At 42.8% G+C, this 26,103-nt stretch carries 25 protein-coding genes; 5 read left to right on the plus strand and 20 right to left on the minus strand.

Annotated elements, in window-relative coordinates:
- The first annotated feature begins 22 nt into the window (after positions 1 to 22).
- On the plus strand, positions 23 to 502 hold the full coding sequence (locus tag HY064_09380) for a T9SS type A sorting domain-containing protein (protein MBI3510866.1): 480 nt from the start codon (positions 23 to 25) through the stop codon (positions 500 to 502).
- A gap of 10 nt (positions 503 to 512) precedes the next feature.
- On the opposite strand, the gene HY064_09385 is transcribed toward HY064_09380, so the two are convergent.
- Positions 513 to 3,254: a hypothetical protein gene (locus HY064_09385; GenBank protein ID MBI3510867.1), complete on the minus strand. Its 2,742-nt coding sequence runs from the start codon at positions 3,252 to 3,254 to the stop codon at positions 513 to 515.
- 210 nt (positions 3,255 to 3,464) lie between these two features.
- Here HY064_09385 and HY064_09390 point away from each other — a divergent pair, with 210 nt between their 5' ends.
- Positions 3,465 to 4,856: a DUF1800 domain-containing protein gene (locus HY064_09390; protein MBI3510868.1), complete on the plus strand. Its 1,392-nt coding sequence runs from the start codon at positions 3,465 to 3,467 to the stop codon at positions 4,854 to 4,856.
- A 72-nt stretch (positions 4,857 to 4,928) separates the two neighbouring features.
- Entirely contained in the window at positions 4,929 to 6,161 is a 1,233-nt protein-coding gene (locus HY064_09395) for a DUF1501 domain-containing protein (GenBank protein MBI3510869.1), read from the plus strand.
- A gap of 65 nt (positions 6,162 to 6,226) precedes the next feature.
- On the opposite strand, the gene HY064_09400 is transcribed toward HY064_09395, so the two are convergent.
- The 3 genes from HY064_09400 to HY064_09410 form a co-directional block, all read right to left on the minus strand.
- A complete protein-coding gene (locus tag HY064_09400; GenBank protein ID MBI3510870.1) occupies positions 6,227 to 6,991 on the minus strand; it encodes an SIMPL domain-containing protein in 765 nt (254 codons plus the stop codon).
- 129 nt (positions 6,992 to 7,120) lie between these two features.
- The gene (locus HY064_09405) at positions 7,121 to 7,894 is read right to left on the minus strand and encodes a hypothetical protein (protein MBI3510871.1); all 774 of its coding nucleotides are present in this window, start codon (positions 7,892 to 7,894) and stop codon (positions 7,121 to 7,123) included.
- Positions 7,895 to 7,967: 73 nt separating this feature from the next.
- Positions 7,968 to 10,463, minus strand: coding sequence for a T9SS type A sorting domain-containing protein (locus tag HY064_09410; protein ID MBI3510872.1), 2,496 nt, complete (start codon positions 10,461 to 10,463; stop codon positions 7,968 to 7,970).
- 144 nt (positions 10,464 to 10,607) lie between these two features.
- Between HY064_09410 and HY064_09415 the strand changes: the two genes are divergently transcribed.
- Positions 10,608 to 11,021, plus strand: a complete 414-nt coding sequence (locus tag HY064_09415; GenBank protein ID MBI3510873.1) for a BrxA/BrxB family bacilliredoxin — start codon at positions 10,608 to 10,610, stop codon at positions 11,019 to 11,021.
- A 208-nt stretch (positions 11,022 to 11,229) separates the two neighbouring features.
- Here HY064_09415 and HY064_09420 read toward each other — a convergent pair whose 3' ends face one another.
- From HY064_09420 to HY064_09440, 5 genes are all read right to left on the minus strand, one after another.
- Positions 11,230 to 11,712 (minus strand): hypothetical protein, encoded by a 483-nt coding sequence (locus HY064_09420; protein ID MBI3510874.1) that lies wholly within the window; start codon positions 11,710 to 11,712, stop codon positions 11,230 to 11,232.
- Between the two features lie 250 nt (positions 11,713 to 11,962).
- On the minus strand, positions 11,963 to 12,511 hold the full coding sequence (locus HY064_09425) for a hypothetical protein (protein MBI3510875.1): 549 nt from the start codon (positions 12,509 to 12,511) through the stop codon (positions 11,963 to 11,965).
- Entirely contained in the window at positions 12,508 to 13,593 is a 1,086-nt protein-coding gene (locus HY064_09430; GenBank protein MBI3510876.1) for an AAA family ATPase, read from the minus strand. The genes HY064_09425 and HY064_09430 overlap by 4 nt, the downstream gene beginning before the upstream one ends.
- A gap of 15 nt (positions 13,594 to 13,608) precedes the next feature.
- Positions 13,609 to 13,902, minus strand: a complete 294-nt coding sequence (gatC, locus tag HY064_09435) for an Asp-tRNA(Asn)/Glu-tRNA(Gln) amidotransferase subunit GatC (GenBank protein ID MBI3510877.1) — start codon at positions 13,900 to 13,902, stop codon at positions 13,609 to 13,611.
- Positions 13,886 to 14,635: a 1-acyl-sn-glycerol-3-phosphate acyltransferase gene (locus HY064_09440; protein ID MBI3510878.1), complete on the minus strand. Its 750-nt coding sequence runs from the start codon at positions 14,633 to 14,635 to the stop codon at positions 13,886 to 13,888. The genes gatC and HY064_09440 overlap by 17 nt, the downstream gene beginning before the upstream one ends.
- Positions 14,636 to 14,784: 149 nt before the next feature.
- Between HY064_09440 and trpS the strand changes: the two genes are divergently transcribed.
- A complete protein-coding gene (trpS, locus tag HY064_09445; protein MBI3510879.1) occupies positions 14,785 to 15,762 on the plus strand; it encodes a tryptophan--tRNA ligase in 978 nt (325 codons plus the stop codon).
- A 65-nt stretch (positions 15,763 to 15,827) separates the two neighbouring features.
- On the opposite strand, the gene HY064_09450 is transcribed toward trpS, so the two are convergent.
- From HY064_09450 to HY064_09500, 11 genes are all read right to left on the minus strand, one after another.
- Entirely contained in the window at positions 15,828 to 16,193 is a 366-nt protein-coding gene (locus HY064_09450) for a hypothetical protein (protein ID MBI3510880.1), read from the minus strand.
- Between the two features lie 152 nt (positions 16,194 to 16,345).
- Positions 16,346 to 17,335 carry an acyl transferase gene (locus HY064_09455; protein ID MBI3510881.1) on the minus strand — a complete coding sequence of 330 codons (990 nt, stop codon included), beginning with the start codon at positions 17,333 to 17,335 and terminating at the stop codon, positions 16,346 to 16,348.
- A gap of 106 nt (positions 17,336 to 17,441) precedes the next feature.
- Positions 17,442 to 18,986, minus strand: coding sequence for an inorganic phosphate transporter (locus tag HY064_09460; GenBank protein ID MBI3510882.1), 1,545 nt, complete (start codon positions 18,984 to 18,986; stop codon positions 17,442 to 17,444).
- A gap of 41 nt (positions 18,987 to 19,027) precedes the next feature.
- Positions 19,028 to 19,663, minus strand: a complete 636-nt coding sequence (locus tag HY064_09465; GenBank protein MBI3510883.1) for a DUF47 domain-containing protein — start codon at positions 19,661 to 19,663, stop codon at positions 19,028 to 19,030.
- 124 nt (positions 19,664 to 19,787) lie between these two features.
- The gene (gene phoU, locus HY064_09470; GenBank protein MBI3510884.1) at positions 19,788 to 20,447 is read right to left on the minus strand and encodes a phosphate signaling complex protein PhoU; all 660 of its coding nucleotides are present in this window, start codon (positions 20,445 to 20,447) and stop codon (positions 19,788 to 19,790) included.
- A gap of 79 nt (positions 20,448 to 20,526) precedes the next feature.
- Entirely contained in the window at positions 20,527 to 21,312 is a 786-nt protein-coding gene (gene pstB / locus HY064_09475) for a phosphate ABC transporter ATP-binding protein (protein MBI3510885.1), read from the minus strand.
- A gap of 65 nt (positions 21,313 to 21,377) precedes the next feature.
- Positions 21,378 to 22,223: a phosphate ABC transporter permease PstA gene (gene pstA, locus HY064_09480; GenBank protein MBI3510886.1), complete on the minus strand. Its 846-nt coding sequence runs from the start codon at positions 22,221 to 22,223 to the stop codon at positions 21,378 to 21,380.
- Positions 22,216 to 23,112, minus strand: a complete 897-nt coding sequence (pstC, locus tag HY064_09485; GenBank protein ID MBI3510887.1) for a phosphate ABC transporter permease subunit PstC — start codon at positions 23,110 to 23,112, stop codon at positions 22,216 to 22,218. Before pstC ends, pstA begins: the two co-directional genes overlap by 8 nt.
- A 78-nt stretch (positions 23,113 to 23,190) precedes the next feature.
- Entirely contained in the window at positions 23,191 to 24,276 is a 1,086-nt protein-coding gene (gene pstS, locus HY064_09490) for a phosphate ABC transporter substrate-binding protein PstS (protein ID MBI3510888.1), read from the minus strand.
- A 206-nt stretch (positions 24,277 to 24,482) separates the two neighbouring features.
- Positions 24,483 to 25,673, minus strand: a complete 1,191-nt coding sequence (locus HY064_09495; protein ID MBI3510889.1) for a hypothetical protein — start codon at positions 25,671 to 25,673, stop codon at positions 24,483 to 24,485.
- 156 nt (positions 25,674 to 25,829) lie between these two features.
- Positions 25,830 to 26,103, minus strand: a 274-nt coding sequence (locus HY064_09500) for a hypothetical protein (protein MBI3510890.1), incomplete at its 5' end; no start/stop codon positions are given.

The following is a 26,103-nucleotide window of genomic DNA, read 5'->3' on the forward strand; positions in this document are numbered from 1 at the left end:
CGAATATGATACATTAGGGAATATGCTTTTTCCTGCGGTAACCTTCCGTACGCTGAACGAGAATGCATTTTTTGGAATTATAGTAAAAGGTTTCCAGGAGCAACAAAATAAAATTGACAGCATGGTTACTGTGATCACAGCCATGCAATCACAAATGAATTCCTGCTGCACATCAAATTCAAGAACACAAAATCAAAATTCAAACTCAAATCAAACCGATGTAACGCTTTCAAATATTCCAGGCGTAGTACTCGACCAGAATGTTCCGAATCCGTTTGCAGAGCAAACAACGATCGCTTATTCTCTTCCGGATAATTTTAAAAAAGCGCAAATGCTTTTTTACGATGCGCAGGGAAAACTTATCAGAACCGTTGAACTAACCGGAACAGGAAAAGGTCAACTGAACGTTATTGCTAATGATCTTTCCACAGGAATTTACACGTATGCGCTCATTGTGGACGGACAGGTGATGGATACGAAGAAAATGGTGAAGGCGAATTGATTTTTATTTTTCACTTCACCGCATACGCGCACACATAGCGCCCGTTGTTCCCGCACACGAGCGTGTACGCGTCATTGCCGTTCAGTTTACCAATGGAAAAAGGCGTTTCTCCTTCGAGTGGAAATCCTTCCGATTCCGATCCGCCGTTATTCACCAGATGGACTTCATTTTTTCCGGGACATAAAATTCCGAATCGAATATCTTTCTCATCGAAGCCGAAGATCATTAGCGACACATTTGTTTTTTCCGGGAAGGTAAATGCAGTAACCGGTTGTTTTTCGCGGTTGTAAACCGTAAGATCTTTTTCATCGAGAAAAATATATTCCCGGCTTCCGTCGCCGTTCACATCGCGGTATTCCATATCGGGTGAAGAATGAAAATCGGAAAAATGAAGATGTTCCAGCACATCTGTCAAACTTAGTTTCGCCACATTTCCGCTGCTGTCTTCATCCACAAGATAACTGTGTGCAAGATCTTTTCCGTTCTCAAGAAAATATTTTTTCACCGGCGCATTCAGTTTCCCGTTCAGCACAAGCCGCGTGTTTCCCTGCCGCTCGGTAATGTATGATTGTCCCGAACGATCGACAGCGATCACATAATCGTGACTGGAAATAATGGTGCGCTGCAGCGGCGTGAGCACAATATCATTCGTGGAATATGTTTTCCATCCGTCCACTTTTTTTCCGTCGATGCCATAGTTGTAAATTTTTTTGTCGGAGCATGCAACGAGCATCCGGTATTCGCGGGTATTATCATAATCAATCACGGCGACTGAATTGGTTGCAGTGGCGGGAAGTCTTACCGGAAAATGTTCAATATCTTTTCCATTGCGGTCAATGATGTAGAGGAAAGAAGCGGTGTTGAACGCCAATTGGTATTTATCATTCTTCAGCGCATCCACTTGTTTCACCTCGCCCAACATTTTCTCGCTGAGTTTTCTTTTCCAAATAATATTTCCCGCACTGCTGATGAGGTAAATTGTATTGGCATCGTCCTGTACAAAAATGTCGAGCCCTTTCGTCTTGTGATCGTGCACCATGTACGGGCGCGAAGAAAATGTGGTGTCGAGTTGCGTTTCCCACAACGTGGACATACTTTTCTTTTCCTGCGGATTGTGGCGGAAAAAGATGCTGGTGTAAAAAAGCCCTTTGTCATTATCGCCGGTGCTGAACTGGATGATGGCGCCATCGAATCGCCGGATGAGTTTATCGTGAAGTGTGAGATCGTCGGCCCAGGGTGTTGCTGCATATCTTTTTAAAGTGGAAGAAAAATTTCCCGGTGAAAAATAAAAAGTGAGATTTGCTTCCGGGGAAATATTGGAAATGAAATCGGCATACGTCCTGTTTTTTTTCAGCGTGTGATTATTCCGGTCGGCAAGAAAAATTCCGTGCAACATTTTTTCCTCCTTCGCAAAAACAACGCAATTCCTGATCACACAATAATAAGTGGAAGAAAGTTCGCTGAACAAAGAACCGAAAGTTGCCGGCAACATATTCTCAGCCGGATTTTTCCTGATGACGCATCCGGAAGAATCGGCAGCAGTAATTTCAACCGTGTCTTCCTTTCCTGTGAGCAAACCGAGTTTCTCCAGCGCGATCGTAGTATTCGTTGTACTCAGGAATGCAACGGCAGTGGTTCCTCCTGCGGAATCCGGAACCTGCGCTACTGCAATTTCATTTCCCAGCCAGCTCCCGATATTTATTTTCGGGTCGAAATTATTTTCAGCGTGGAGTTGTGCAAGTTGCTCATCCCGCTGGGCAGCTATCCCGAGATGATCGAGATACGCATCATACTTCAAAAAATAATCGTCGATGTTGCTGATGCCATAATCCACGAATGAAATTGTAGAAGAGGGAAGTACTTCATCGATCTGCATGGCTTGCGCAGTTTGTCCGCTCATCGTGGATAAATATTCTTTCGCTGAATCGGTTGTGGCAGTGTAACCGTTCATCATTACCGCATTCGGCTGAAGATCTATATCCGACTCACTCCACTCCGCAAAATTTCCGGCGTCATCTAATTTTTCTTTTCCGTCATCACTCGCCACGCGATCCATTGCTGCAAATAGGCGCTGATAATTCCAATAAACATTAGCCAGGGATTTTTCCTCCGCCGTTTCTTTCAACGAGACAAAATTTTTATCCGACTTCAATGTCGGCCCTTTGTCGAGTTGATCCATTCCCGCTTTCAGCAATTCTTCATTGGAGGAAAAAGCGATCACGCCTTCCCTGCAAGCGGCGAAAAATCGCCCGCCTTTGAATGCTTCAATATCGAGCAACATGGTTTTATTCCATTCACTCCGCCCGATCTTGTTCGATGTGCCTAAACTTTTATTCAGAAAAGAAATGAAATCATCTTTATCGGCTGCCGAAGGAAGAGAAGTGGTGACCACATAATCGAAATTATTTTTCCCGGTTGCGTGAAGCGAGATCCAGCACGGGCGGCCATTTATCATTCCGGAAATTTCAGGATTGGCAGTCAGCAATGAATCGGTAAGTGAAGAAACTTTCGACACCGCCGAAGCCCAATTCGTTTCATTCATTGCATCCCAAACGAGGTTACCCCGGTTGAGCGTGGCCCATGCCGCATTCACATCATTCGTGCTGATGACAATGAATGCCGAAACAGGAATTGCTTCCAGCGGATCGCGCACCGGCGATTTTAATTTTCCAAGCCATGAAAAAAGAAAAATTATTCCGGAGACCAGCACAAGGCCGGTGACGATGAAAATTATTTTTTTCCGGAGAGACACGATCTGAAGTGAACTCCGAAAGTTACCCCGAATGAAATTGAATTCTCCAGGAGCAGGAGAAAATTATCAATAAAACAATGTTAAAAGGCGCTGCACAGAAAAACTCTAATTGTAAGACGCTGCTGAATTGCGAAAGTTACATGCTGGAAAAAATATAAATGGTTCTTAATTTGCAGCACAACAGAACCACAACACATCCGTTTATTCATCATGAACAACAACGAAAAAAAACTGCATCATCTTCTTCACCGCACCGGTTTTGGCCCGACTCCCGAACTGATCGATCGTTTCAGCGGAATGGCGATTCCTGACGTGCAGAAAGAAATTTTTTCCGATGCAGAAATCATCCAGGACCTCACGATCATTCCGCGGCCCGACACGAATGACAAAGGAGAGGTGCGCCCGCTTAAAGTGGTTGTCCTTGTTCTGAAATCGCAGAAGGAAAAAGAATTGCTGAACCTCGCGTGGATCGACCGTATGGCGGTGGCGCAGGCGATGCTGCGCGAAAAGATGACGATGTTCTGGCATAATCATTTTGCAACGTCAGCGAATTTCGGCTGGCTGATGCAGGTGCAGCATAATCTTCTTCGAAAACATGCGCTTGGAAATTTCGCAACGATGTTGCACGAAATTTCCAAAGACCCGGCCATGATACTCTGGCTGAATAACCAGGAAAATAAAAAAGATGCGCCCAATGAGAATTTTGCACGTGAAGTGATGGAGCTTTTTACACTCGGTGAGGGAAACGGTTATTCTGAGAATGACATCAAGCAGGCGGCGCGCGCATTTACGGGATGGGCCGTGAATAAAAAAGGAGAATTCGAATTCCGCGAAAAAGATCACGACGATGGAGAAAAAGAACTGTTCGGCAAAAAAGGAAATTTTGGCGGAGAAGATATCATCAACATGCTCCTGGAAAAAGAACAGGTTTCCATTTTCATTGCACGGAAAATTTACAAATGGTTTGTGAATCATGAAGTGGACGAAGAGCGCGTGGATGAACTCGCGAAAAAATTCCGCTCTTCAAAATATGATATCAGCGATCTCATGCAATACATTTTTTCTTCTTCGTGGTTTTATGACGAAGAAAATATCGGCTGTAACATTGTTACACCGGTTGAACTCATTGTGCGTTTGAAAAAATTATGCAAGTTGGAAGTGGATGATCAGCAGATGCTCGCTTTGCAACAGGTGCTCGGACAAACTTTATTTCTTCCGCCGAATGTGGCAGGATGGAAACCGGGAAGAGCGTGGATCAATTCCACTTCGCTCGTACAGCGAATGCATTTGCCGAAAGCGATGCTTGATTCCGGAACTGCGCGTTTAAATAAACGCCCGGCATTCGAAGAACAGAACAACGGAAAACCGGCAGCCGATGAAAAAGTGAAAGTAAAAACAGAGTGGAAACTTCTCGTGGATCATTTCACAAAAAAATCCGACGCAGAACTCACAGAAGCGATCATTGATTTTTTAATTCTATCGCCGAATGATAGGATAGACCGGCAACTCATTGAAAAAAATATTGACGCATCGAACCGCGAGCGAAGAGTGATCACCACCATTGCAGCAGTCATGCAAACACCCGAGTTTCAAATTGTTTAATCTCTTTCCGATCATGGTCCACCGGTTAATCAGTGGGCTATGATGAAAAGTTCACAGATCAAAAAAAATAAAATGAGTAATTATTCAAGAAAAGATTTTATAAAACTTGCCGGGCTTGTTTCGGCATCCATGTTATTGCCGAATTTTCTTCGCGGAAATAACAAGCATGCGGCAAAACTCATCAATAAATTATCGCTTCCGCAAACGAACGGGAACCGGCTTGTTGTCATCCAGTTTTCCGGTGGCAATGACGGGCTCAACACGATCGTTCCTTTTGCCGATGATCTTTATCACAGCAATCGGCCCGGACTCGGATTGAGTGGTGCAGAAATTATTAAGATCAATGATCAGCTTGCATTCAATAATAATCTTGCAGGCCTCGCCGATCTTCACAACGAAGCGCATGTTGCATTACTGAACAGTGTGGGTTATCCGAATCCGAATCGTTCGCATTTCCGCTCGATGGATATCTGGCAAAGCGCGTCGGATGAAAATAAATATCTGCAAACCGGGTGGATCGGCCGCTGGCTGGATGCGACGTGCGATCCGAAAAATATTAAACCACATCTCGCGCTTGAGATGGATGAAACGCTGAGTCTTGCGCTCAAAGGAGAAACGATGAACGGACTCGCGATGAGAAATCCGGGACGGCTGGAATTAATTTTAAAAGATCCGCTGATGGAAACCATTGGTGAAGCGTGGACGCCGCACGATGATGATCATCACAACGTGGAATATTTGCATAAAACACTTGCGGAAGTTTCGAAGAGCGCAGGATATCTTCACGAACATTTGTTCAAGCACAATGCGAAAGCAATTTATCCGCAGCATGCATTCGGGCAACAAATGAAACTTGTTGCAGAATTAATTCTTGCCGATTGCGAAACGCCCGTCTACTACGTTTCACTTCCCGGATTCGATACGCACGCCGCGCAAAAAGACCACCAGAATAAACAACTGAAAGTTTACGGCGATACGATGAAAGCATTTGCGCAGGATATGAAAGATTCAGGATTATGGAACAACACACTTGTGATGACATTCTCGGAATTCGGAAGAAGAGTGAAACAGAATGCGAGCAAAGGAACAGATCACGGCACTGCGAATGTGATGATGTTTGCAGGAGGATCGCTGAAAAAAAATGGTGCACTCAATGCTGCGCCTGATCTTTCTGATCTCGACAACGGCGATCTGAAATTCAAAGTTGATTTCCGGCAAGTGTATGCAACTGTGATGCAGAATTGGCTCGGAGCAAATTCGGAAATTATTCTCGGGAATTCTTTTCCGACTCTGGATTTTGTTTAGAGTGGAGGGAGGAGAATTTCAATCAAAACATTTTTAAATTTTCCTCGCTCCTTTTTCCCAACGCTTCACTCAATCTCAAATTCCGCTTCTACTTCGTAGCGCATTTTTATATCCTGCGGAGAACCTGCGGGTGCGGCTGAAGAAGAATTGTAAGTGACGTTGCTGTTGGAAGTTTGCGAAGGCTGCCAGCTCCAATAAGAATTCGCATCATCTTTTTCTGTGATGCTCACCACATCACCAAGTTCATGATTGATCTGCTTGAGCATGTTGCTTGCTTTGTCCTGCGCATTCTTCAGCGCCTGTGCTTTCAGATCTTTTCTCATCTGTTGTTCTTTCGATGATTTGAAATCGCCGAGCGTCATGGACTCTACGCCTTTTGTATCGATCGTTTGAACAATTTCCACTGCTTTATCGAAATCTCTGAATTTTATGCTGAGTGTTTTTTCGAGATGCACGGGTTTTTTATCTGCATTTGTATAATCGCCGTAGTAATCGGCCGAATACCAGCTCCAGGAAGTATTCATCATACTGAAGTGAATGCAACTGTCGGCAATTCCGTTTTTCTTCAGCAGATCCATAATAGGTTTTTCGATCTCGTCGAGTTTCACAAGTGTTTTGTAATCTTTCGGTTTGATGTTCGGATCGAATTGTTCTTTGTAATATTCACCGATGTTGATGGTCATCGTCACTTCGTCGGGGGTAAGCGTAGCATCGGCGCTGCCGGTGACGGTAATGGTGCGTTCTTTTTCATTCACACGCACGCGGCGGTGCGAGCAGGAAGAAAAAAATAAAAGTCCGGGGATCAGAATGAGGAGCAATAATTTTTTCATAATGGGTTTGGTTTGAAAATGAAATGATGAATTTTTTTGGAAAAGTATTTCAATCTGTTCAAAGGAAAAACAAACGCGTGGTAAAAGATGTTAAGAGTCGTGAATTGGAATTCGTGAAAGAAACAACCTCTAATTATCCCGCGCCAGGAAAACAGGTTTGTCATTTCCCAGTAATTCAAACGGCCATTTACGGAATTGACGGAGGTTTTTATTTTTCACGAGCGTATCCACGCCCGTATCCGGCCCGTTGCAGGAAGAGGTATTCATGTAAAGTGTATCGCCGTTCGGGGAAAAAATTCCGTTGCGGTAACCCCATATGTATTTTGAATAATCATAAACCGGTGGCATGTATCTCAGATGAACGATGAATTCATTGGCAGTGGTATCACTCACCATGAAAGTTTCCGTAGTGAAGCAGGAATTATTTTCTTTCAGTTGCAGAGATCGCACCAATGAAAGAGTTGAATCAATTTTTCCATACAGGAATGACGGGTATCCGTGTTCGATTTTGAAATTCACTTTCAAAGTATCGTTCACTGTGAAAGTAAAATCTGCATTCGCAACGCCGTAGTTCACTTCGTCAGGACTGAAATCATACACCACGTAGAATCCTTTTCCTTTTGCTTTACCGTTTTTATTCTCAGAATATTGGTACGAATACTCGCCCGTGCTGTAGTAATTCCGGAGATCAACCGTGGAATCATCAGCGGAGTAATGGCCGATGGCGTGTTTAAAATTGAAATTTCCATCGGGACGTAAAAGAATGAATTTTTGATTGTCATAGAGAAATAATTTCCGGTTATGATGCAGGGTTTCGTAAACTGCAACCGGTTTTACAGGATGGCAGGAAAATGCCAGAACTACAACTGTCAGAAAAGGGAAAAATCTGTTTTTCTTTACCATGTTTAATTAGCCACAAATTTTCACCGATTGCCACAGATTAATCAATGAAAACCCGTGAAATCAGTAACAGATTTTAGCGGGAGATAACAATTCCTGTATTCCAATCACTCACCCTAACTACATAAATTCCTTCTGCTAATTCATTTACAGCAATTTCGTTTTCTCCTTTAATTAATTGCTGAGAAAGGACAATTTCTCCAACGGAATTATAGATCGTGAGCAGATCTTCTTTATTCGAATTAATTTTAAAATATGCAGAAGCCGGATTCGGGTAAAGAGAAATTTCCGGTTGAGAAAAATCAGGAATTCCCGTGGTAAGAACATTTCCCACTTTCATTCCATTGCCGAAACTGCTCACCCACATTTCTCCGGCAATATAAGGATTGAAGAAAACTCTTTCCGGCTGACGGAACGGATAGGAATTTACCAATGAAAAAGTGGGGGTCACATTATTAATGTTGCTGCTCATCCATAATCCCTGCGTTTCAGTTGTAAGATAAATTTCATTGGCATTCGAAGGATTGAATGTGCACGATTCTACGCGATCAAGAGTAGTGCCCGTGAGTTTTGTCCACGACGCTCCGCGATTTGTTGTTTTGTATAATCCGCCTAATCCATTCGGTGGCCCGCCCCAGCCCGAATACACACCGGCGTACCACGTGTTCTGCGACGCATCGTTCGGATCGATCACCACATCTTTTGTCCAGTAATCCATTCCCGCATCAGAAACATCGGTCCACGAATTTCCAACCGGATCGTAAATAAAAACTCCGGAACTCGCCGTGAAAGTTCCGCTGGAATTTCTTCTGCCGGAAAATGATGCGACTAATTTTCCATCGTTAAGAACTGCCAGTGATGCCGGATGTTTTTCTGTGCGCGGAGGAGCGGGCAACAAAGTCCACGTTGATGTTGCAAGATTATTCAGATCGTTGCAGATGTAAACTCCGCCGACTCCTGTTCCGTTGTTGTAATGGATGACGCTTGCGTACGCGCGATTCGGATTATTCGGATCAAGCGCTATCCAGAAAACAGGATGGCCGAATGAATGCAAAGTTGTCCAGGTGGCGCCGTTATTTGTGGAGTACAATAATTTTCCGCTTGCATCGGCCGCATCAAGTTGCGCGTCCTGCAGGCGCGTGCTCTGGTACATATCATGTATGCCCGAAGTGGCGAGATACAAAGTTCCGTTTCCGCCTTTCGCGATCCGGTAAGAAGAATTCGCATTCTGCCCCGTGTAATTGAATGACCATTGCGTTCCGCCATCCACACTTCGAATTCCTTTGATGTCGGAATAACAACTCCACACATTATTTGCATCAATGAAATTTACCTGCCAGCAGGTCGTATTTTCTAATCCTATGCTTGCATAAGATTGATTGGGCGGAGTAGTTGCATTGGCAGGATGCTGGAAAAGTGTATCTGTGTATGCCTGTTTCCATGTTGTTCCCCCATTATTTGTTTTGTGCACGAAACCATAATCACCGAAGAGAACAACATTCGGATCATTCGAAGCAACATCAAAACCAAACGGACATTCACCATAACTCCAGCCACGATCGCCGCCTTGTCCGCTCCAGCCGGTGATAATATTCTGATTATTTGCCGTATTAAAAACACGTGTCCAGCTACCACCGGCATTGGAAGATTTCATAATGTTCGGTTCGGAATTCGAATTACTTCCTGCAACGTAAACTGTATTGATATCTGTTCCCGCCATTTTAATGAACATCGGATAATCTGTATTTAAAGTAATTCCAGTTGATGCAGCGGTCCAGTTGGTAACGCCGTAATCACATTTGTAAACGTTCGAATAAAATCCCCAGTAATCACTTCCCTGCACGCCCACGTAAACATTCGCCGCATCGGAAGTGAGACAAAAAAATCGTGTAGTGCCTCCCACTTTCGCTGCAGTGAAACTCCAGATCTGTTCATTCACACCAAGGCCGGTGATCGTTGCAGTGGTCCATGTTCCTCCTCCGTTCGTTGAAACAAGAACACCGTCGTTCGTCCCGATGTAAATATTATTTCCATCGAAGAAAACTCCGCCCACCACATTTCCTGCGCCTATGTTGATGCAGGTGTGAATGGAAGTGAAGGATGTTCCTCCATTCGAAGAAAAATAAATCTGATCGTATTGGGAAATGATAACGCGATTGGAATTATTGTAATCGACATCGATGGTCCATGCGTCCTGCGTCGCATCGGGATTTCCGCTGAGAATATTCCACGTTACTCCATTGTCTGTCGATTTCACCGGTGTGCCAATGTCGCTGATATACGCGATGGAGTACAGAAGATTTGCAGTTGACGTGTAACACACTTTCGAATTATGTCCGCCCATGAATTGTGTAAAATCCACTTGCGAATAAGTTGCACCAAAATTTGTAGTGTGAAAAAGTTCCGACATATCGCACGCCACATAATATTCATTGTGATTTGCAGGATTTATGCTCGGAGAAAAAAGTGCACCTCCGCCACCAATTCCTCGTGGTGAAAATGAGGAAGGCTGAGCGATGAGTGCAGAGATAGCAGGAAGGAGAATGGAGAAAGTGAGTAAAAATCTTTTCATGGGTAGTTTGATTAGCAAGACTAAATTAGAAATTTCGATGAGCGGATCGTTGTAATCGATAATTAAATTGAAATTCCGGCTTTACACTGCGTATATTTGTAGTGTCGGAATAATGATGTTGAACGAACATAAACCAATTATAGCATGTATCCTCCTCAATTAGTATTACCTATGAAAGCCGAGCTTACGGAAGCCGGTTTTGAAGATGCGGCGACTCCCGAAAAAGTGGACGAGGCGCTTAAATCTTCAGGAACAGTTTTGATGTTTGTCAATTCTGTTTGCGGATGCGCAGCGCGTACGGCGCGCCCGGGCGTTAAACTTTCGGTGCAGGGCGATGGAAAAAAACCATCGAAGCTTGCAACTGTTTTCGCCGGTTTCGATACCGAAGCCACTGCCGAAGCAAGAAAATATTTTCTTCCTTACCCGCCGTCATCTCCCTCCATTGCACTTTTTAAAGACGGAAAACTCGTTCATTTTGTAGAACGTCATCATATAGAAGGACGCTCAGCAGAAATGATTGCTGATCATCTGAAAGAAGCTTATGCAGAATTCTGTTAGGCAGTTGTGAGAATGGAGGAGCGTGGAGAGCAGAATTAATTTCATAAGGGCATCTCTAATAACTTCGAACTGCTGTGTTGGGCTACGTCCTCAAAATCCTCATTTACGAATAGTAAACTCCGGTTTTTCGGACTTGCCCTCCTTGCATTTCTGTGTTTTTAAACAGCCTCTAATGTTACATTTCTGATTCCGCTCTCCGTTCGTCTGCCTATTTCAATTCCGAAATGTGTTTTTCAATTTTCGCGAGCTGCTTAGATTTTGTTTTTGTGAAGCAGCGCATCGTCCGGGCATAATCGGATATCTTTTCTAATTTCTCTCTCGAAGGCGGAGCATCGCCGGAAGAATAAAAATAAGGCACCACTGCCAGAACATATTTTCCGCTGGTGTAATCATACGCCATACCTGTTGCAGTGGAATAATTTGTTTTTCGTCCGTAGATCCGGTCTGCTGTGGCAATGATGGAATCCGTGGCGTGCTGAAGTTGTTTGCTGTAATGGCGGATGGAATCTTTCTCTGAAGTATTCTGAATTTCCGCTGATAAAAGATTGGCACGCTGAATGTAATTTTCCATTCGTGGTTTAAGAAGAACGCAGCGCATGCTGTCGATTTGTTTGTCGAGCAATGAATCCTGTGCTTCTGAAGCAACAGGGAGTAATGCCATAAAAAGCAGGAGAGGAGTACAATTTTTCATTGGAAGATTTTTTTGGTTTATATCTTCCTGAACGTTTTCAAAAAAAATACGTTCGCCCGTATTTATAAGTGGAATATCTGAAAATGCATCCGGCATAAAATGAAAAAAGCCAGCACAAGCGGACTTTAACAATAAAAAATTATTTTTTATAACAGTAACTTCTTTCGATACAATTCCGTCTTATTAATTTAATATTCCCCCATTCTCAATTCATTTCTTCACCACTTTCGGCACTTTGAAATAATCGGAATCAATTAAACATGGCCAAAATGATTTTCTGCTGGTCAGTTGGCAGAACTTTAACTAACCATTCACGGAGCGTTTTTATTGCCGGCGAATTTTTCTTTATGACTTCCGACACAAAACTCTTAAGCTTCGAATTTTCCTCCACTGCATTATCCTTTGAAGCATTAATCAAATCTTCCAAATTATGAAATCCAAATTCTTCGGGTTTAATTTTACAAATTGAAGCTTGCTTCCAAATCCAGCTTTCGAATGCAGGATTTAAACGGATCAGGTATTTCTGCGTATTGGGCTTTCTGAAAATCCTTAGGCCATCTGTTTCAAACCGATCTTCAAAAATTTCAAAATGACTCAGCAGAGGATTATGAGCGTCTCTTTTGAATTTATCAGTATCAGCAATTCCAATAATAAACTCATGAGAAGGCTCGTAATCAATAAGGGCCTTCACAACCTTACTTATTCCTTTTCGGTGACCTGGTTTTCCACGCTGAAGAATTAATTCAACAAGAAGAGTGTCCGAATAACACTCCGGAAATACGCGCTTTAATTCAATCATTTTTCGAATGCGGGAATATTGAAAAATAAATCAATACCATTTTCCATAATGTTACCGATCTCTTTGTCGGTTAAAGCTCTGGCCTTAGTTTCGTAATTCTCATACGTACAAATAAAAATTGCTACATCTTTCGGATCGCACTGCTCTATAAACGGAGTAAGAAGGTAAGGGCTATGAGTCGCGATAAAAAATTGATTATTCTTGCTTTCAATCACCTTGTCGGCGAACATTGAAATATATTTTGGGAACGAATGCGCCTCCGGTTCCTCGAAAATAATAATAGAATCGTCGTTTGTTTCTATCGCGGCAAAATGAAAAATTATTCTCTGAAGGGTGTCAGCTGCTAACGAATAAGGAATCTTATAAACCCGATTACCAACTCGCTTTTGAACATCCAATTTATTGGTCTGAGTATCGATCAAAAGATCCAACCCATATTTTGAAAAAAAGCGACTGCACTCTTCGTACAATTTTGAATTGTGTTCCAGAATAGAATATAAATTTTCTCCGTATGGTGATGCTAAAAACCCGGAAAATGGATTTGATTCCTTTTGATTAGCAGTGAAAATGTATCTACGAAAAGGGTTAGTATACCTCAAGCTATTTGTGTGGGACGAATGTTCACCCGATAATTGGATTAGGAATGGTTTAATTGGTTTGCTAAAAATGTCACTGTTTGTAGCATTATTAGATGTAAAAAGCTGATATGCTTCATAGTTTTGTTGACCATCCAAAAACTTGCTCATAAACTCATGGTCTGGGCCAAGAATTATTTCATAATTGTCATGCGTTCCTTTTTGAAATCTCAACATAGCAATTCCTATATCGGTCTTTACAGACACAACTTGATTTCTGTCTTGATCAAAAAAAAGATTCCCAATCTTTTCGAACCGAATCTGGTTGGAAAGGGCTTGTTTGTTAGAATTAAATAATGTGACTGAAAAAAGAGATAAAGATTCCAAGATGTTAGATTTCCCCACATTCGGCTCACCAATAAAAACATTGATCCGCTTGCAATCCAACTTCAAGTTCTTTACAGATTTGAAATTATTGATCTCAAGAGTAGTTATGTTATTTTTCATTGTTAACTAAGATAGTTATTTCTTCTTCACCACTTTCGGCACTTTGAAATAATCGGAATCATGTTTCGGTGCATTGCGCAGAACATCTTTTTTCGGCAGCGGATCTTTCACCACATCTTCGCGCAGGTGGTTCACTTCATCCGTCATGTAAATGAGCGGTTCAACATTATCCGTATTCAGTTCATTCAGTTTTTCCACGAAGCCGAGCATATTATTCATATCGGCGATCATCTTCTGCTCTTTTTCATTCTCAAATTCGAGACGGGCCAGATGCGCTACATCCTGTACGGTTTTACTGTCGATCTTCATTTTGTTTCAGCGTTGCTGCGATCAGTTCGCGGACTTTATGCCGCAAAGGTATCAAATCTTCCTCGGTCATTCCCTTCGTGGAAATGGGTTGGTGTACGATCACATGCGTAATGCCCGGGCGTCCGTGCGATTTGAAAAATCCTCCGTTCTGCAGAAATTTCCAGTTGTCGAGAAAAGTGATGGGCACAATGGGAACCTGGTTTTCTATTGCGAGGCGGAATGCGCCGTTCTTGAAATTTTTTAAATTCCCTTTCGATTCGATCGTTCCTTCGGGATAAATGAAAACACTTTCTCCGTTACGTAATTTTTCTGTCGCTCGCTGGAACGCTGCATACGATCCGCTTCTTGTTGTGCGATCGACATAAATATTCATTCCCTTGAAAAACATTCTCAGCAGCGGAGCTTTGTCAATTTCTGCTTTTCCCATGTACACGAAATAAACCGGAACAGCAATGTAGCTGATCACAATATCGAGATAGGAAGAATGATTCGCCACAAAAATGCAGGGGCCTTTTATAGCGCGGGGATCGCATCGTCTTTTCACACGCGGAAAAATTCCCGGAATGGTGAGCACCCATCGCGCCCAGATGCGCATGAACCAAAATGAAGTGCGGTAACGTTTCATTGAAAGCAAAACAAAAAACAACGGCCACAGGAGGATCATGCTCACGATGAAATTCAGCGCGAATAATAATTTCCACAATGCTCGTGGGAGTATTCCTATGTAGTGCATGAACACAGCGGGAGGATTACGGATTTGTACGGAGAATACAGATTACAGATCGAAACAGATTTTACAAAGGTAGCAGGTATCAAGTAGCAGGTATTCTCCTTTACAAAAATTCATGATGCCTGATACCAGCTACTTGATACCTTTGCGTCATGGCACGCATTCTCACCGGCATTCAAAGCACCAACATTCCTCATCTCGGAAATCTTCTTGGCGCGATCATTCCTGCGATCAATCTTTCGAGGCAGAGCGGCAACAACAGTATTTTTTTTATTGCTGATCTTCATTCGCTCACCTCGGTGAAAGACGCACAGTTCCGCAGGGAAAGTTCGGATGCAGTGGCAGCAACGTGGCTTGCATTCGGATTAGATACAGAAAAAAATATTCTCTTCCGGCAGAGTGATGTTCCGGAAGTTTGCGAACTCACGTGGTATCTCGATTGCTTCATGTCGTATCAGCGTTTGCAACTCGCCACTTCTTTCAAAGACAAATCCGATAATCTTTCGGATGTGAATGCAGGATTGTTCACGTATCCTGTTCTGATGGCGGCAGATATTCTTTTGTACGATACGAATTTTGTTCCCGTGGGAAAAGACCAGATGCAGCATCTCGAATTCACACGCGACCTGGCGGAGAAAGTAAATCATCATTACCAGAAAGATGTTTTTGTCGTGCCCGAAGTGAAAGTGGATGAAGTAGTGATGTCTGTTCCCGGAATTGACGGAAGAAAGATGAGCAAGTCTTACAACAACTTCATCAATATTTTTCTTCCGGAAAAAGAACTGAAGAAAGTGATCATGAGTATCGTTACCGATTCCACTCCGCTCGAAGCGCCGAAGAATCCCGATAAGGATAATGTTTTTTCATTGTATAAATTAATGGGAAGCGCGGAACAAACGGAAGATCTTCGTAAAAAATATCTTGCCGGAAATTTCGGATATGGCCACGCGAAGAATGCGTTACTCGAATTAATTCTTGATAAATATAAAACAGAACGCGAGCGTTACGATCATTTCATGAAAGACCGTGCGGCACTGGATGCAGAATTGAAAAAGGGAGAAGACAAAGCGAGGGCTATTGCGACTATTACTTTAGCCAGAGTCAGACAAGTACTCGGCTTTAAGATTTAATAATTCAAAGATTCAAGGATTTACGAATAAGGATTTCCTCAATCGAATTTTTGAATTATTAAATTCTAATTCGAAATATTCCCGCTGATCGTTTTTGAACTTACCGGCGCCTGCATCTCATCGTTTTTAAATAAATAACCGTTGATGTAGATCGCAAATTTTATATCGAATGTGGGATCCGTGCAATCGACTTTCATGGAAACAAATTGTCCGCGGTCAAGTTCTAATGTTGGCGAACTCCAGTGATCGGACGAGGAAGAAGAAATTGTGGTGGTTCCGGTTTTATCTGAAGTGAAAGCGATGTCGTACGTTGGTGAAGCGGAAGAAATTTCACTCACGGAGTAAACCACTTTCAACGGAATCGGTTTGTCTTTTTTACAGGAAGAAAGGGCAGTAAAAATTATCAACGACAAATAAATTGCTTTTTTCATCTGTACAGGTTTACGAATTTTATTTGCCGAAAGTTCGCTTATTCTATATTTGGCTTCAATCGGGGGATAGTCGGCGATAACATCAATGCAGAATGGGGAATGGGGAATTGGCTTAGGCAAATAAAGGGAGGGCTCGCGCGCATTCTGCATTCTCAATTCTCAATTAGCAGGTTACAACCCCGCAGATCGCTGTTATCAAATCTCCCGAGAATTTCAAAACTACCGTCGTCATATTTTTTTCCGAGATCGGAAGTTGAAATAAAACTGCAGCTGTAAAGATTCGCAAGATCGATAATGTTCACTCCGCCTGTTTTTCCATTCGGCGCGTTCGTCAACGGATCATTCATTTCACGAATGATAATTTTCATCCACGGCGGACAATTGAAAATTCCATCTCCTTTTGAGTACGCCTGTGAAAGCAATTCCGTCATGCCATATTCCGAATGAATTTTTTCCAAATCGAAAGTTTTTTTCAGAATAGCATGAACTTCTTCACGCACCATTTCACTGCGCTTGCCTTTCATGCCGCCGGTTTCCATAATGATCACATTTTTCAGTTGCTGCGGAAATTTTTCTGCAAGATCAAGTAAAGCATACGTTACACCGAGCAGAAATATTTTTTTACCGGAAGCGGTATTTTTTTTCAGCAGTACATTCAGCTTCTCAAATTCATCCAGGAAAAATCCGGAATCAGCATTTTTACTTTCCCGGATCAAACGATCTGCCATGTACACCAGCGAAGATCCATTACGTTCGAGATAAGAAGGAAGCAGCGCGACAAAAGTGTATTGCGAAACATCACCGTAAAAAATATTGAACGAACGCATAAAGCTTTCTTCATACAGTTTTACTTCCGCTACATGATGCTTGCTTGTTTCCTGTCCTGTTGTTCCGCTGCTGCTGAAAATAAGTTCAGGATCTTTTCCACGCGAATAAACCGGGTGCGTTTTAAAAAATTCAACCGGTAGAAAAGGGATTTTGTCAAGTGAGTTGACGAGCATAGGTGTCCGGCGGAATGCATCACAGAAATTCTGGTACACTTCACAATTCGCATACTGGAAACGGAAAACATCCAACGCGAGTGAATCGAAATTCTTCTCATCAACTTCAAAAATTCTATTGCGAAGATCGGCGGGATTCATACTACAAAGGTATTAAGGTATTAAGGTATTGGGGTAATAAGGTAGTCAGGCAATGATCTGAAAGCTGATCCTCCTTAGTACCCCAATACCTTAATACCCTAATACCTTACATGCACGCATTCACGATGTAATACACAATTGCAGACAACGCAGCAGAGACTGGGATCGTAAGTATCCATGCCCAGAGTAAATTGAACGTTACTCCCCAGCGAACTGCACTCAATCTTTTTGTTGCGCCCGCGCCGATCACTGAACCCGCCATCGTGTGCGTAGTGCTCACCGGAATTTTAAGATTTTCCGTGAAGAATAAAGTAATTGCACCCGCAGTAGAAGCCGCCACTCCTTCGAATGGAGTGAGCTTTGTGATTTTCGTTCCCATCGTCTTGATAATTTTCCATCCGCCGCTCAGCGTTCCTAATGCAATTGCAGTGTAGCAGGAAAGCGGAACCCAGATGGGCATGTGTTCGAATGTGTCGAGTTTATTGGAAGCGATCAATGCAGCAGTGATTATACCCATTACTTTCTGCGCGTCGTTTCCACCATGGCCGATACTGAATGCGGCAGAAGAAAGAAGTTGCAATCTTTTGAACCATGCTGAAGCCCTTGCATTATTGAGTGTGCTGAGAAATAAAGTGAAGATCGAAAGAATGATAAGTATTGTTCCGAGTAACAACCATTTGAAATTTTCTTTTGCAAGAAGGATCTTGCTGATATCTTCCGCTTTTCCTTTGCCGGTTGTTTTCTTTCCGAAATCAGCAAGGAAATTTTTAGCGTGCTTGAATAAAGTAGAATCATTTTTCTTCGTGATCATCATAGTATCGCGCATGAATGAAAGTGTGATCCTTGTTTCGCCGACGGTGTCTTTAAAATCGGCAATGACGGTGACCGGGGTTTTGCTGATGGAGTCAACTGCGAATCTACTTGCAACAATGCGATCGGTACCTGATACTGTCGCTTTGTTTTTGGTCATCGCATCATTCCATGCTTTTCTTGTTTCTTCCGGCGTTGCATCAAAAACTTTTGATTTAATTACATCTTTTTTTATTCCATTTATTTCCACAGTTTTAATTTCTCCTTTGATGCCTGCTTTATCAGGATGCAGATCAAGCACCGACCAGATGTACCAGGAAATACAAATCATGATCGCGAGCGAAATAATTTTCGGAACCACTCCTTTGCGGAAAGAATTGAGAAGCCAGATGGAAGTAATGTAGGCGATGATCATTCCAATAACCGGAGCAAGAATAATAAAGCTTGTAGTTTTGATCACCGGTTCAGGATTGATGGAATGGATTCCCGCGTGCGCCATGGCTGCGCCGGCGAATCCGCCAATGAGCGTGTGCGAAGAAGAAGAAGGAATTCCGTACCACCATGTTGCGAGATTCCAGATGATGGCGCCTATGAGTCCGGAAAGAACCACCGGCAAAGTGATGTATTCTTTATATACCGTTTTTGCAATGGTATTTGCTACTCCGTGATCGCGGAAAATAAAGAACGCGACGAAATTGAAAACTGCAGCCCATATCACCGCTTGCAATGGCGTCAGAACTTTTGTGGAAACGATCGTAGCAATGGAATTCGCCGAATCATGAAATCCATTGATGAAATCAAAGATCAGTGCGAGTATGATGACGGTAACAAGAAGAGCCATTTTTCTTTTTGCGCGTTTAGATTATTGAATAGAATTTTTTATTACGCGTATTTGATGATGATCGAGTCGATCGTATTCGCAGCATCTTCACATTTATCAGTTGCAGTTTCGAGCGCCTGGAGAATTTCTTTCAGCTTGATGAGTTTGATCGCATCTTTTTCATCGTCAAATAATCGTGCGATCGCCATATTGAAAACATCGTCTGCATTGTTCTCAAGTGAATTGATCTTCACACATGCTTCTTTGATCTCGGTAATTCGTTTCATTCCTTCAAGATTCGTCACCGCAACATTCAGTTCGATGGCGCCTTTGAGAATGATTTCCGAGAGCATCACCATCGCTTCGTTGATCTCGGTGATCTTGTAGAGGTCGATGCGTTTCGCAGTTCCTTCAATGAGATCTACGATATCATCGATCGCGGAAGCGAGTGCGTGAATGTCTTCGCGGTCGAAAGGAGTAATAAAATTTCTTCCGAGTTCATTGAAGATCATGTGCGTGATATTGTCTCCTGTGTGTTCCAGGTGTTCAATCTCTTTAATGAGTTCGCGGCGTTTTTCCGGTGGAGCATTCACAAGTTCAACAAGAACTTTCGAAGTCTTTACAAGATTTTCTGTTGCCTGGTGAAAGAGCGGAAAAAATTTCCGGTCTCGCGGAAGAAGGAATGAGAGGACTCCCATAGTGTTAAGTTTTAGTTAATCGAATGATAGGCAAATGTAAAGTGGTCAACAGACGCCAATGTTAAGCCAATGTTAACGGGATAACTTGTTAGTAAGTCAGAAATAGAAAAGAATAAACCGGATATCAGTCCTTCACATGCTTCAGAACTTTCGCCTCAATGAAGAAGATGATCTCCTCTGCAATATTCTTTGTCTGATCGCCCACACGCTCGAGCTTGCGAAGAATGGAAAGTGTATTCAGATAATGCAGTGGCAATGGTTTCGATTCCTGGATCGATCTCAATGTAAGTTGTGTACCCGCCTTGTTGATCGCGTCGAGAATATCATCTTTCACAAAAACTTTTCTTGCCTGTGAAGTATCTTCTTTGATCAACGCGTCCTGTGCATCATCCATCATCGACAAAGCGGTCCCGAACATTTCTTCCACACGATAATCTTTCAGCATATCGAGCGGGAAAGCTTCACGCACATCAAGCACATACCGCGCAATTCCTTCCGCATTATCACCAATTCGTTCAAGATTGGAATTGATCTTCAGCGTCGCGAGAATAAAACGGAGATCAACAGCAACAGGATTGAAGAGCGCGAGCATATTTTCACAATCACGATCGATCTTCAATTCAAATGCGTTAACCCGTTTTTCATTGAAAAGTATTTCCCGTGCGAGATCGGGATCATACGTCATCAAAGCAGATCTGCATTTCGCCAGTTGAGAGCGAACAATGTATTGCATCTCGATGAGCTGCTCTTTCAGTTGATGAATTTCGGTATCTAAATGTGTCATCTAAAAGTTGGTGGTTTAAAGGTTGATCGTTGGTGGTACAATTACGAAGGCAGAAGGCGACCACCAACCACCAACTTTTTTATCCAAATCTTCCTGTGATATAATTCTGCGTCTTCGGATTTTTAGGATTCGTGAATATTTCTTTTGTCGTTCCGAATTCCATCAGTTCGCCCAGATAGAAGAAAGCGGTGTAATCACTTACGCGTCCGGCTTGCTGCATGTTGTGCGTAACGATGATGATCGTGTATTTGTTCTTCAGTTCGTAAATCAGTTCTTCGATCTTTGAAGTGGAAATTGGATCGAGCGCGGAAGTTGCTTCATCAAGTAAAAGCACTTCCGGTTTCATAGCGATCGCGCGTGCAATGCACAAACGCTGCTGTTGTCCGCCCGAAAGGAAAGTTCCTTTTTTGTGAAGATTATCTTTCACTTCATTCCACAATGCGGCGCGCGTGAGTGATTCTTCCACCACCTCCGCTTTTTCCTGTTTGGAAAGACGAATTCCATTCAGCAGATATCCTGCGATCACATTATCGTGAATGCTCATCGTCGGAAAAGGATTCGGCCGCTGGAAAACCATTCCGATCTTTCTTCTGAGCACGATGGTATTCATATCAAAGATATTTTCGCCATCGAGTGAAATAACACCTTCCGCTTTTGCATCAGGTGTGAGTTCGTGCATGCGATTGATGCAGCGGATGAATGTTGTTTTTCCGCAACCGGAAGGACCCATGATCGCCGTTACCTGGTTCTTGTACAGATCCACATTCACATTCTTCAGCACCTGGTTCTTTCCGAAATAGGCATTGAAGTTCTCGGTACTGAGAATAGTTGTTGTTTCGTTCAAAACTTCCCGCATAGTTTCCATAGGCATTGGCTTTTCAGTTACCTCAACATTTATTGTCGCGTTATTTTCTCCCGTTACTGTCATGTTCAGAATTGTACTTTCCATTTTCTTTCTACGATTTTGGTGATGATATTCAGAACAAGAATGAAAACAATAAGCAGGAAAGACGCGCCCCACGCGAGTTTGTGCCAGTCGTCATACGCGCTGTTCGCATAATAAAAAATAATATGCGGCAAACTACTCATCGGCTTGAGCATATTGTAATTCGTGTATGGATTTCCGAATGCCGTGAAAAGCAGTGGAGCAGTTTCACCAGATATTCTCGCAATACCAAGAATGATCCCGCCGAGAATTCCGCTGAGTCCCGCGGGAAGGATCACTTTCGTTATCGTACGATAATATGGAACACCAAGCGCGAGTGAAGCTTCTTTGAGCGAATCAGGAATGAGTTTGAGCGTTTCTTCTGTTGAACGGATGATCGAAGGAAGCATCATGAAAGCAAGCGCTAAACTTCCGGAGACAGCGGAAAATCCGCTGAATGATTTTACCACCCACAGATAAATTATTATTCCGATGACGATGGAAGGAATTCCCTGCAATACATCGACAGAAATTCTTGTCCAGTAAGTGATCTTCGATTTCGGATTTTCTTTTGTGTAAAGCGCAGTGGTAATTCCGATCGGGATAGCAATGACAGAAGCAACGAGGATCATGAGTAATGTACCGATGATCGCGTTGTAAACTCCGCCGCCTGTTTCTCCTACAGGTTTTGGTTCCTGCGAGAGAAAATGCCAGTTAATGGAAGATATTCCCTGTTTGAAAATGTAAAACAGGATCAACACCAGCGGGATAGTTGCGATCGCGGTAAACGCAACCACAGTTCCTTTGAAGAAACCATTCTTGAAATTCCTGTAGGTGGTTGTTTTATTCATACGAGAATTTTTTGATGATCCTTCTTCCGATTATGTTGATGATGGTGGTGACGATGAAAAGAAAAAGTCCCATTTCAATCAACGCAGAATATTGCAAGTCTCCCGTTGCTTCCGTGAATTGATTGGCAATAACACTCGCCATGGTATTACCCGTGCTGAAAAAACCTGTCGGAAGATCATCTGTATTTCCAATGAGCATCGTCACCGCCATTGTTTCTCCGAGCGCGCGACCGAGTGAAAGCAGAACACCGGCGAATAATCCCGAGCGGATATTCGGCATGACCACGTAACGTATCACTTCCATTCGTGTTGCGCCGAGAGAATACGCAGCTTCTTTCAGATTGGAAGGAACCATTGTCACCACTTGCCTGATCAGTGAAGCAGAATACGGCATGATCATGATCGCGAGAATAACAGATGCAGTGATGATGCCAACTCCAACCGGCGGAATACCCATTTTCATTTCGAAATCGCGCATGATGGGAACGAGAACAAAGATTCCCCAGAAACCATAAATAACAGATGGAATTCCCGCGAGCAATTCAAAAACATTTTTGATCACCGCAGCAACAGGGCCTTTCGGATAATATTCGCCAAGAAATAATCCGATCGCAAGTGAGAATGGAACTGAAATGAGCAACGCAAGAAAAGCAGTGAGCAATGTTCCGACGAGAAATGGCAATGCGCCGTATTCATCAGAAACAGGATCCCATGTTTTTCCATAAATGAAACTGAATCCAACGGCTTTGATCGACGGCATGGAATTGACGAGAAGCGTGATGAAGATACCGAGCAGGATGACGATCAGTAGTAATGCGGAAAGCAATAACGTCTTCTGAAATATTTTTTCAGAGAGCCCGCTGCGTTTCGATATGGTTAAATTGCTCATAGTTATTAAAACGGTGAAAGCATACCGACTTCGCAGACAGTACGCTCTAACCAAACGTGTAAACTAAAATGAAAATTCTTACTGCATCAATGGTTTGCTTTTGTAAGTGATTTTTTTCAATGCAGCTTCCACCGATTTCACCACTCCATCAGGAAGTGCCGCGTAATTAAGTGGAGCCGCGTATTGTTGTCCTTCGTGTGTCATCCAGTTGATGAGATCAACGGTTCCTTTTGCCTGCGCTTCGGTACGCGTATCGTAACCTTGTTCGGTGTAAACAAGAATGTAAGTGAAACTGCTGATCGGGTAACCATCCGCCGCATCGGTATTGGTAAGTGATACGCGAAAATCTTCCGGTATGGCAACATTTGCAGATGCGCTTATGGAAGCAAGAGAAGCGTCGATAAAATTTCCTGATTTGTTTTTGATGCTCGCGCCACTCATATTATTCTGAATAACGTAAGCAAGCTCCACATAACCGATACTTCCGGGAGTTTGTTTCACCATTCCACCAACACCTTCATTTCCTTTCGCGCCGATACCAACAGGCCAGTCGAGTGATTTTCCTTTTCCTGGTTTAGTTGCCCAATCAGGACTTACTTTGCTCAGGTAATCAGAGAACACATACGTTGTTCCGCTTCCGTCTGAACGATGCACAACAGTGATGTCCATGGATGGAAGTTTCGCATCCGGATTATCCGCTTTGATACGTGCATCATTCCATTTTTTGATCTTGCCGAGGAAAATATCTGCAAGAACATCAGGAGAAAATTTCAATTTCGGATTTCCGTCGATGTTGTATGCAACTACTACTGCACCCAGGCAAGTCGGGATGTGCATGATAGCCGCAGGAGATTTTGACAGATCGTCGTCGCTCATTGGAGCATCAGACGCGCCGAAGTCAACTGTTTTATTCTGAAGTTGTTTGATACCACCACCCGATCCGATGGACTGGTAGTTGATCGCGATATTTGTTTTTGTCTTGTATGCATCGAACATTTTTGAATACAAGGGGAATGGAAATGTTGCGCCTGCGCCGAGAATTTCACTTACGGTTTCGCCTTTGCCTGCTGTTGAATCGGATGGATCAGACGATCCACTTCCACCGCAGGATGCTGCTAAAAAGCAAACTGTTGCGGCGGCGATTAAATTTCGGATAATTTTCATAATGTAGATTTTATTTTAGATGGTCAATTATTATACTGCAAAAGTGTAATTCCATTGTTAAGTAAAAATTACGGGCATATTAATTCAACAGCGTGGAGGGTTTTTCACCACAAAATATAATAGGAGATGCCGGTAGTTGTGAAATAAAAAAGCCCGGCTATTCGCCGGGCGCAGGATTTTTAAAAAATTACCGATTCCGATAATTCCTATTTGAACACATACCAGAACGTCAATCGCGGTACCATATCATAATCACTTTTCACATGCCCGCTCGCGCCTTTCGCGCGACTTGCAAATCCATCGTACCAGATATTCGGCATGATGTGTACATTTTTATGCGGCGTGTAATCGAATCCCGCAGTGATGAAACTTTCTGTGACCGGCGCACTTCCCATGGAATAAACGTAAGTGTTGTTATAATGTGTGTCGGGATTGTACATATCGTATCGCGCAAAGTAGCCGAGTTTGCGGGGAATGATCATACCGCGAATATAAATTCCAACGCCCATTACCATTCCATCGGCAGTATCGGTTTTCGCCGGAGTAACTGATGTATCGGAGTAAGCAACATAATTGTGCTGCATCTGCACGTACGCATCCACACCGATCGTGAACCAACCCGGATGAACTCCTGAAGCATTTACTGTATCCGTGGTATAGAAGACCGTAAACTTGTAAGCGTTTTTGTATTTATGAAAATTGGGTTGCATGTTCGTGCGTTCAAAATCGCTGTACACATCAATGACTAATTTTTGATTCAGCGTCTTCGCATAAAATTCGCCGTAGAATTTTTTAAAAATATCACCTTCAAGTTTCTGCGCGCTTCCATTTCCAACAAGAAGATTATAACCTAAATTCCCTTTTGAACCGAATTTCCCCTGGAGGCCAATACCCACATCATTCGATGATGCCCCTTTTCTCATATCGAAAATTGTTTTTTCTACAGAACGGTATCCGTATATTTTTTCAATGAGCATAGGCCAGGAAGGGGTGGCCTGCTGTCCGACCACGAGGTCTGCATTTTTATAAATATTTTTCCATTTAAAATTTGCGGCCTTAATAAAAACTGTTCGCGTATTATCGCTCAGTGTTTGTCCTTCGTAAGCGAGCAATAATTCAGTTGAGAAACGTTCGCTAATATTATAATCATATCCCAGGTAAACACGCCGGAATTCAAAAGCGTTCGCAGTTTCAGGCATATTCGAATATTGTGAACTGCCCCGGTTCAGAGAATCATGATGCATTTTGTAATAATAATCTCCGAATGCATAACCCCAGATCTTGCCGGAAGGTTTGAAATCTTTTTTCGCAGTGTCCTGTTGTGCGAACATAGCTGTAGCGAAGAGTATAGCCGATGCGATGGTTATCGTTCTTGCCATTTTGTTGATCCTGCTCATAGTGTAATTTTTATGTGAACTGTTTTGTAAATTTTACCTACACAAAACAATCAATTTACAATTACCCCGACATTACAGGCATGTTAAGGATTGGTTAACAATTAGCTTTTAAATCAACATTAGTCCGCATTTTATCAACAATTGGCGACTTTGTAGTTATGCGATTGTTAATCGAAAGAAAAACAGTTTTCCCGGCTTCACGCTGATGCGCGCGTCCGGATCCGTTTTACTGGCGTGCGTATGATTGCTCAGAAATTTCGGACGATAGATATTTCCGAATTCATCGAGGTCGCCGTCTTTTTTTTGTTCGCTACCGCCGGGCTGATTTTTGTATTCCTTCTCTTTCCATTTGTGGTGCGCATCCACTTCCTTCTTTTTTTGCGCGGGAACTTTTTTTTTAGAATCATCATTCGTTTCGAGTTCGTCTGCA

The organism is Bacteroidota bacterium (genome assembly GCA_016194975.1).
In the GTDB taxonomy this organism is placed as follows: domain Bacteria; phylum Bacteroidota; class Bacteroidia; order Palsa-965; family Palsa-965.

Bases quoted from the DNA above. Each gene is read 5' to 3' on its own strand.
- HY064_09465 (MBI3510883.1), bottom strand. From the start codon at position 19,663: ATGGGAGTCCTCTCATTCCTTCTTCCGCGAGACCGGAAATTTTTTCCG.
- HY064_09390 (MBI3510868.1), top strand. From the start codon at position 3,465: ATGAACAACAACGAAAAAAAACTGCATCATCTTCTTCACCGCACCGGT.
- HY064_09460 (MBI3510882.1), bottom strand. From the start codon at position 18,986: ATGGCTCTTCTTGTTACCGTCATCATACTCGCACTGATCTTTGATTTC.
- HY064_09410 (MBI3510872.1), bottom strand. From the start codon at position 10,463: ATGAAAAGATTTTTACTCACTTTCTCCATTCTCCTTCCTGCTATCTCT.
- HY064_09450 (MBI3510880.1), bottom strand. From the start codon at position 16,193: ATGAAAAAAGCAATTTATTTGTCGTTGATAATTTTTACTGCCCTTTCT.
- HY064_09495 (MBI3510889.1), bottom strand. From the start codon at position 25,673: ATGAGCAGGATCAACAAAATGGCAAGAACGATAACCATCGCATCGGCT.
- pstS (MBI3510888.1), bottom strand. From the start codon at position 24,276: ATGAAAATTATCCGAAATTTAATCGCCGCCGCAACAGTTTGCTTTTTA.
- HY064_09415 (MBI3510873.1), top strand. From the start codon at position 10,608: ATGTATCCTCCTCAATTAGTATTACCTATGAAAGCCGAGCTTACGGAA.
- phoU (MBI3510884.1), bottom strand. From the start codon at position 20,447: ATGACACATTTAGATACCGAAATTCATCAACTGAAAGAGCAGCTCATC.
- HY064_09405 (MBI3510871.1), bottom strand. From the start codon at position 7,894: ATGGTAAAGAAAAACAGATTTTTCCCTTTTCTGACAGTTGTAGTTCTG.
- HY064_09425 (MBI3510875.1), bottom strand. From the start codon at position 12,511: ATGATTGAATTAAAGCGCGTATTTCCGGAGTGTTATTCGGACACTCTT.
- HY064_09400 (MBI3510870.1), bottom strand. From the start codon at position 6,991: ATGAAAAAATTATTGCTCCTCATTCTGATCCCCGGACTTTTATTTTTT.
- pstC (MBI3510887.1), bottom strand. From the start codon at position 23,112: ATGAGCAATTTAACCATATCGAAACGCAGCGGGCTCTCTGAAAAAATA.
- trpS (MBI3510879.1), top strand. From the start codon at position 14,785: ATGGCACGCATTCTCACCGGCATTCAAAGCACCAACATTCCTCATCTC.
- HY064_09455 (MBI3510881.1), bottom strand. From the start codon at position 17,335: ATGAATCCCGCCGATCTTCGCAATAGAATTTTTGAAGTTGATGAGAAG.
- pstB (MBI3510885.1), bottom strand. From the start codon at position 21,312: ATGGAAACTATGCGGGAAGTTTTGAACGAAACAACAACTATTCTCAGT.
- HY064_09420 (MBI3510874.1), bottom strand. From the start codon at position 11,712: ATGAAAAATTGTACTCCTCTCCTGCTTTTTATGGCATTACTCCCTGTT.
- gatC (MBI3510877.1), bottom strand. From the start codon at position 13,902: ATGAAGATCGACAGTAAAACCGTACAGGATGTAGCGCATCTGGCCCGT.
- HY064_09380 (MBI3510866.1), top strand. From the start codon at position 23: ATGCTTTTTCCTGCGGTAACCTTCCGTACGCTGAACGAGAATGCATTT.
- HY064_09440 (MBI3510878.1), bottom strand. From the start codon at position 14,635: ATGCACTACATAGGAATACTCCCACGAGCATTGTGGAAATTATTATTC.
- HY064_09430 (MBI3510876.1), bottom strand. From the start codon at position 13,593: ATGAAAAATAACATAACTACTCTTGAGATCAATAATTTCAAATCTGTA.
- HY064_09395 (MBI3510869.1), top strand. From the start codon at position 4,929: ATGAGTAATTATTCAAGAAAAGATTTTATAAAACTTGCCGGGCTTGTT.
- pstA (MBI3510886.1), bottom strand. From the start codon at position 22,223: ATGAATAAAACAACCACCTACAGGAATTTCAAGAATGGTTTCTTCAAA.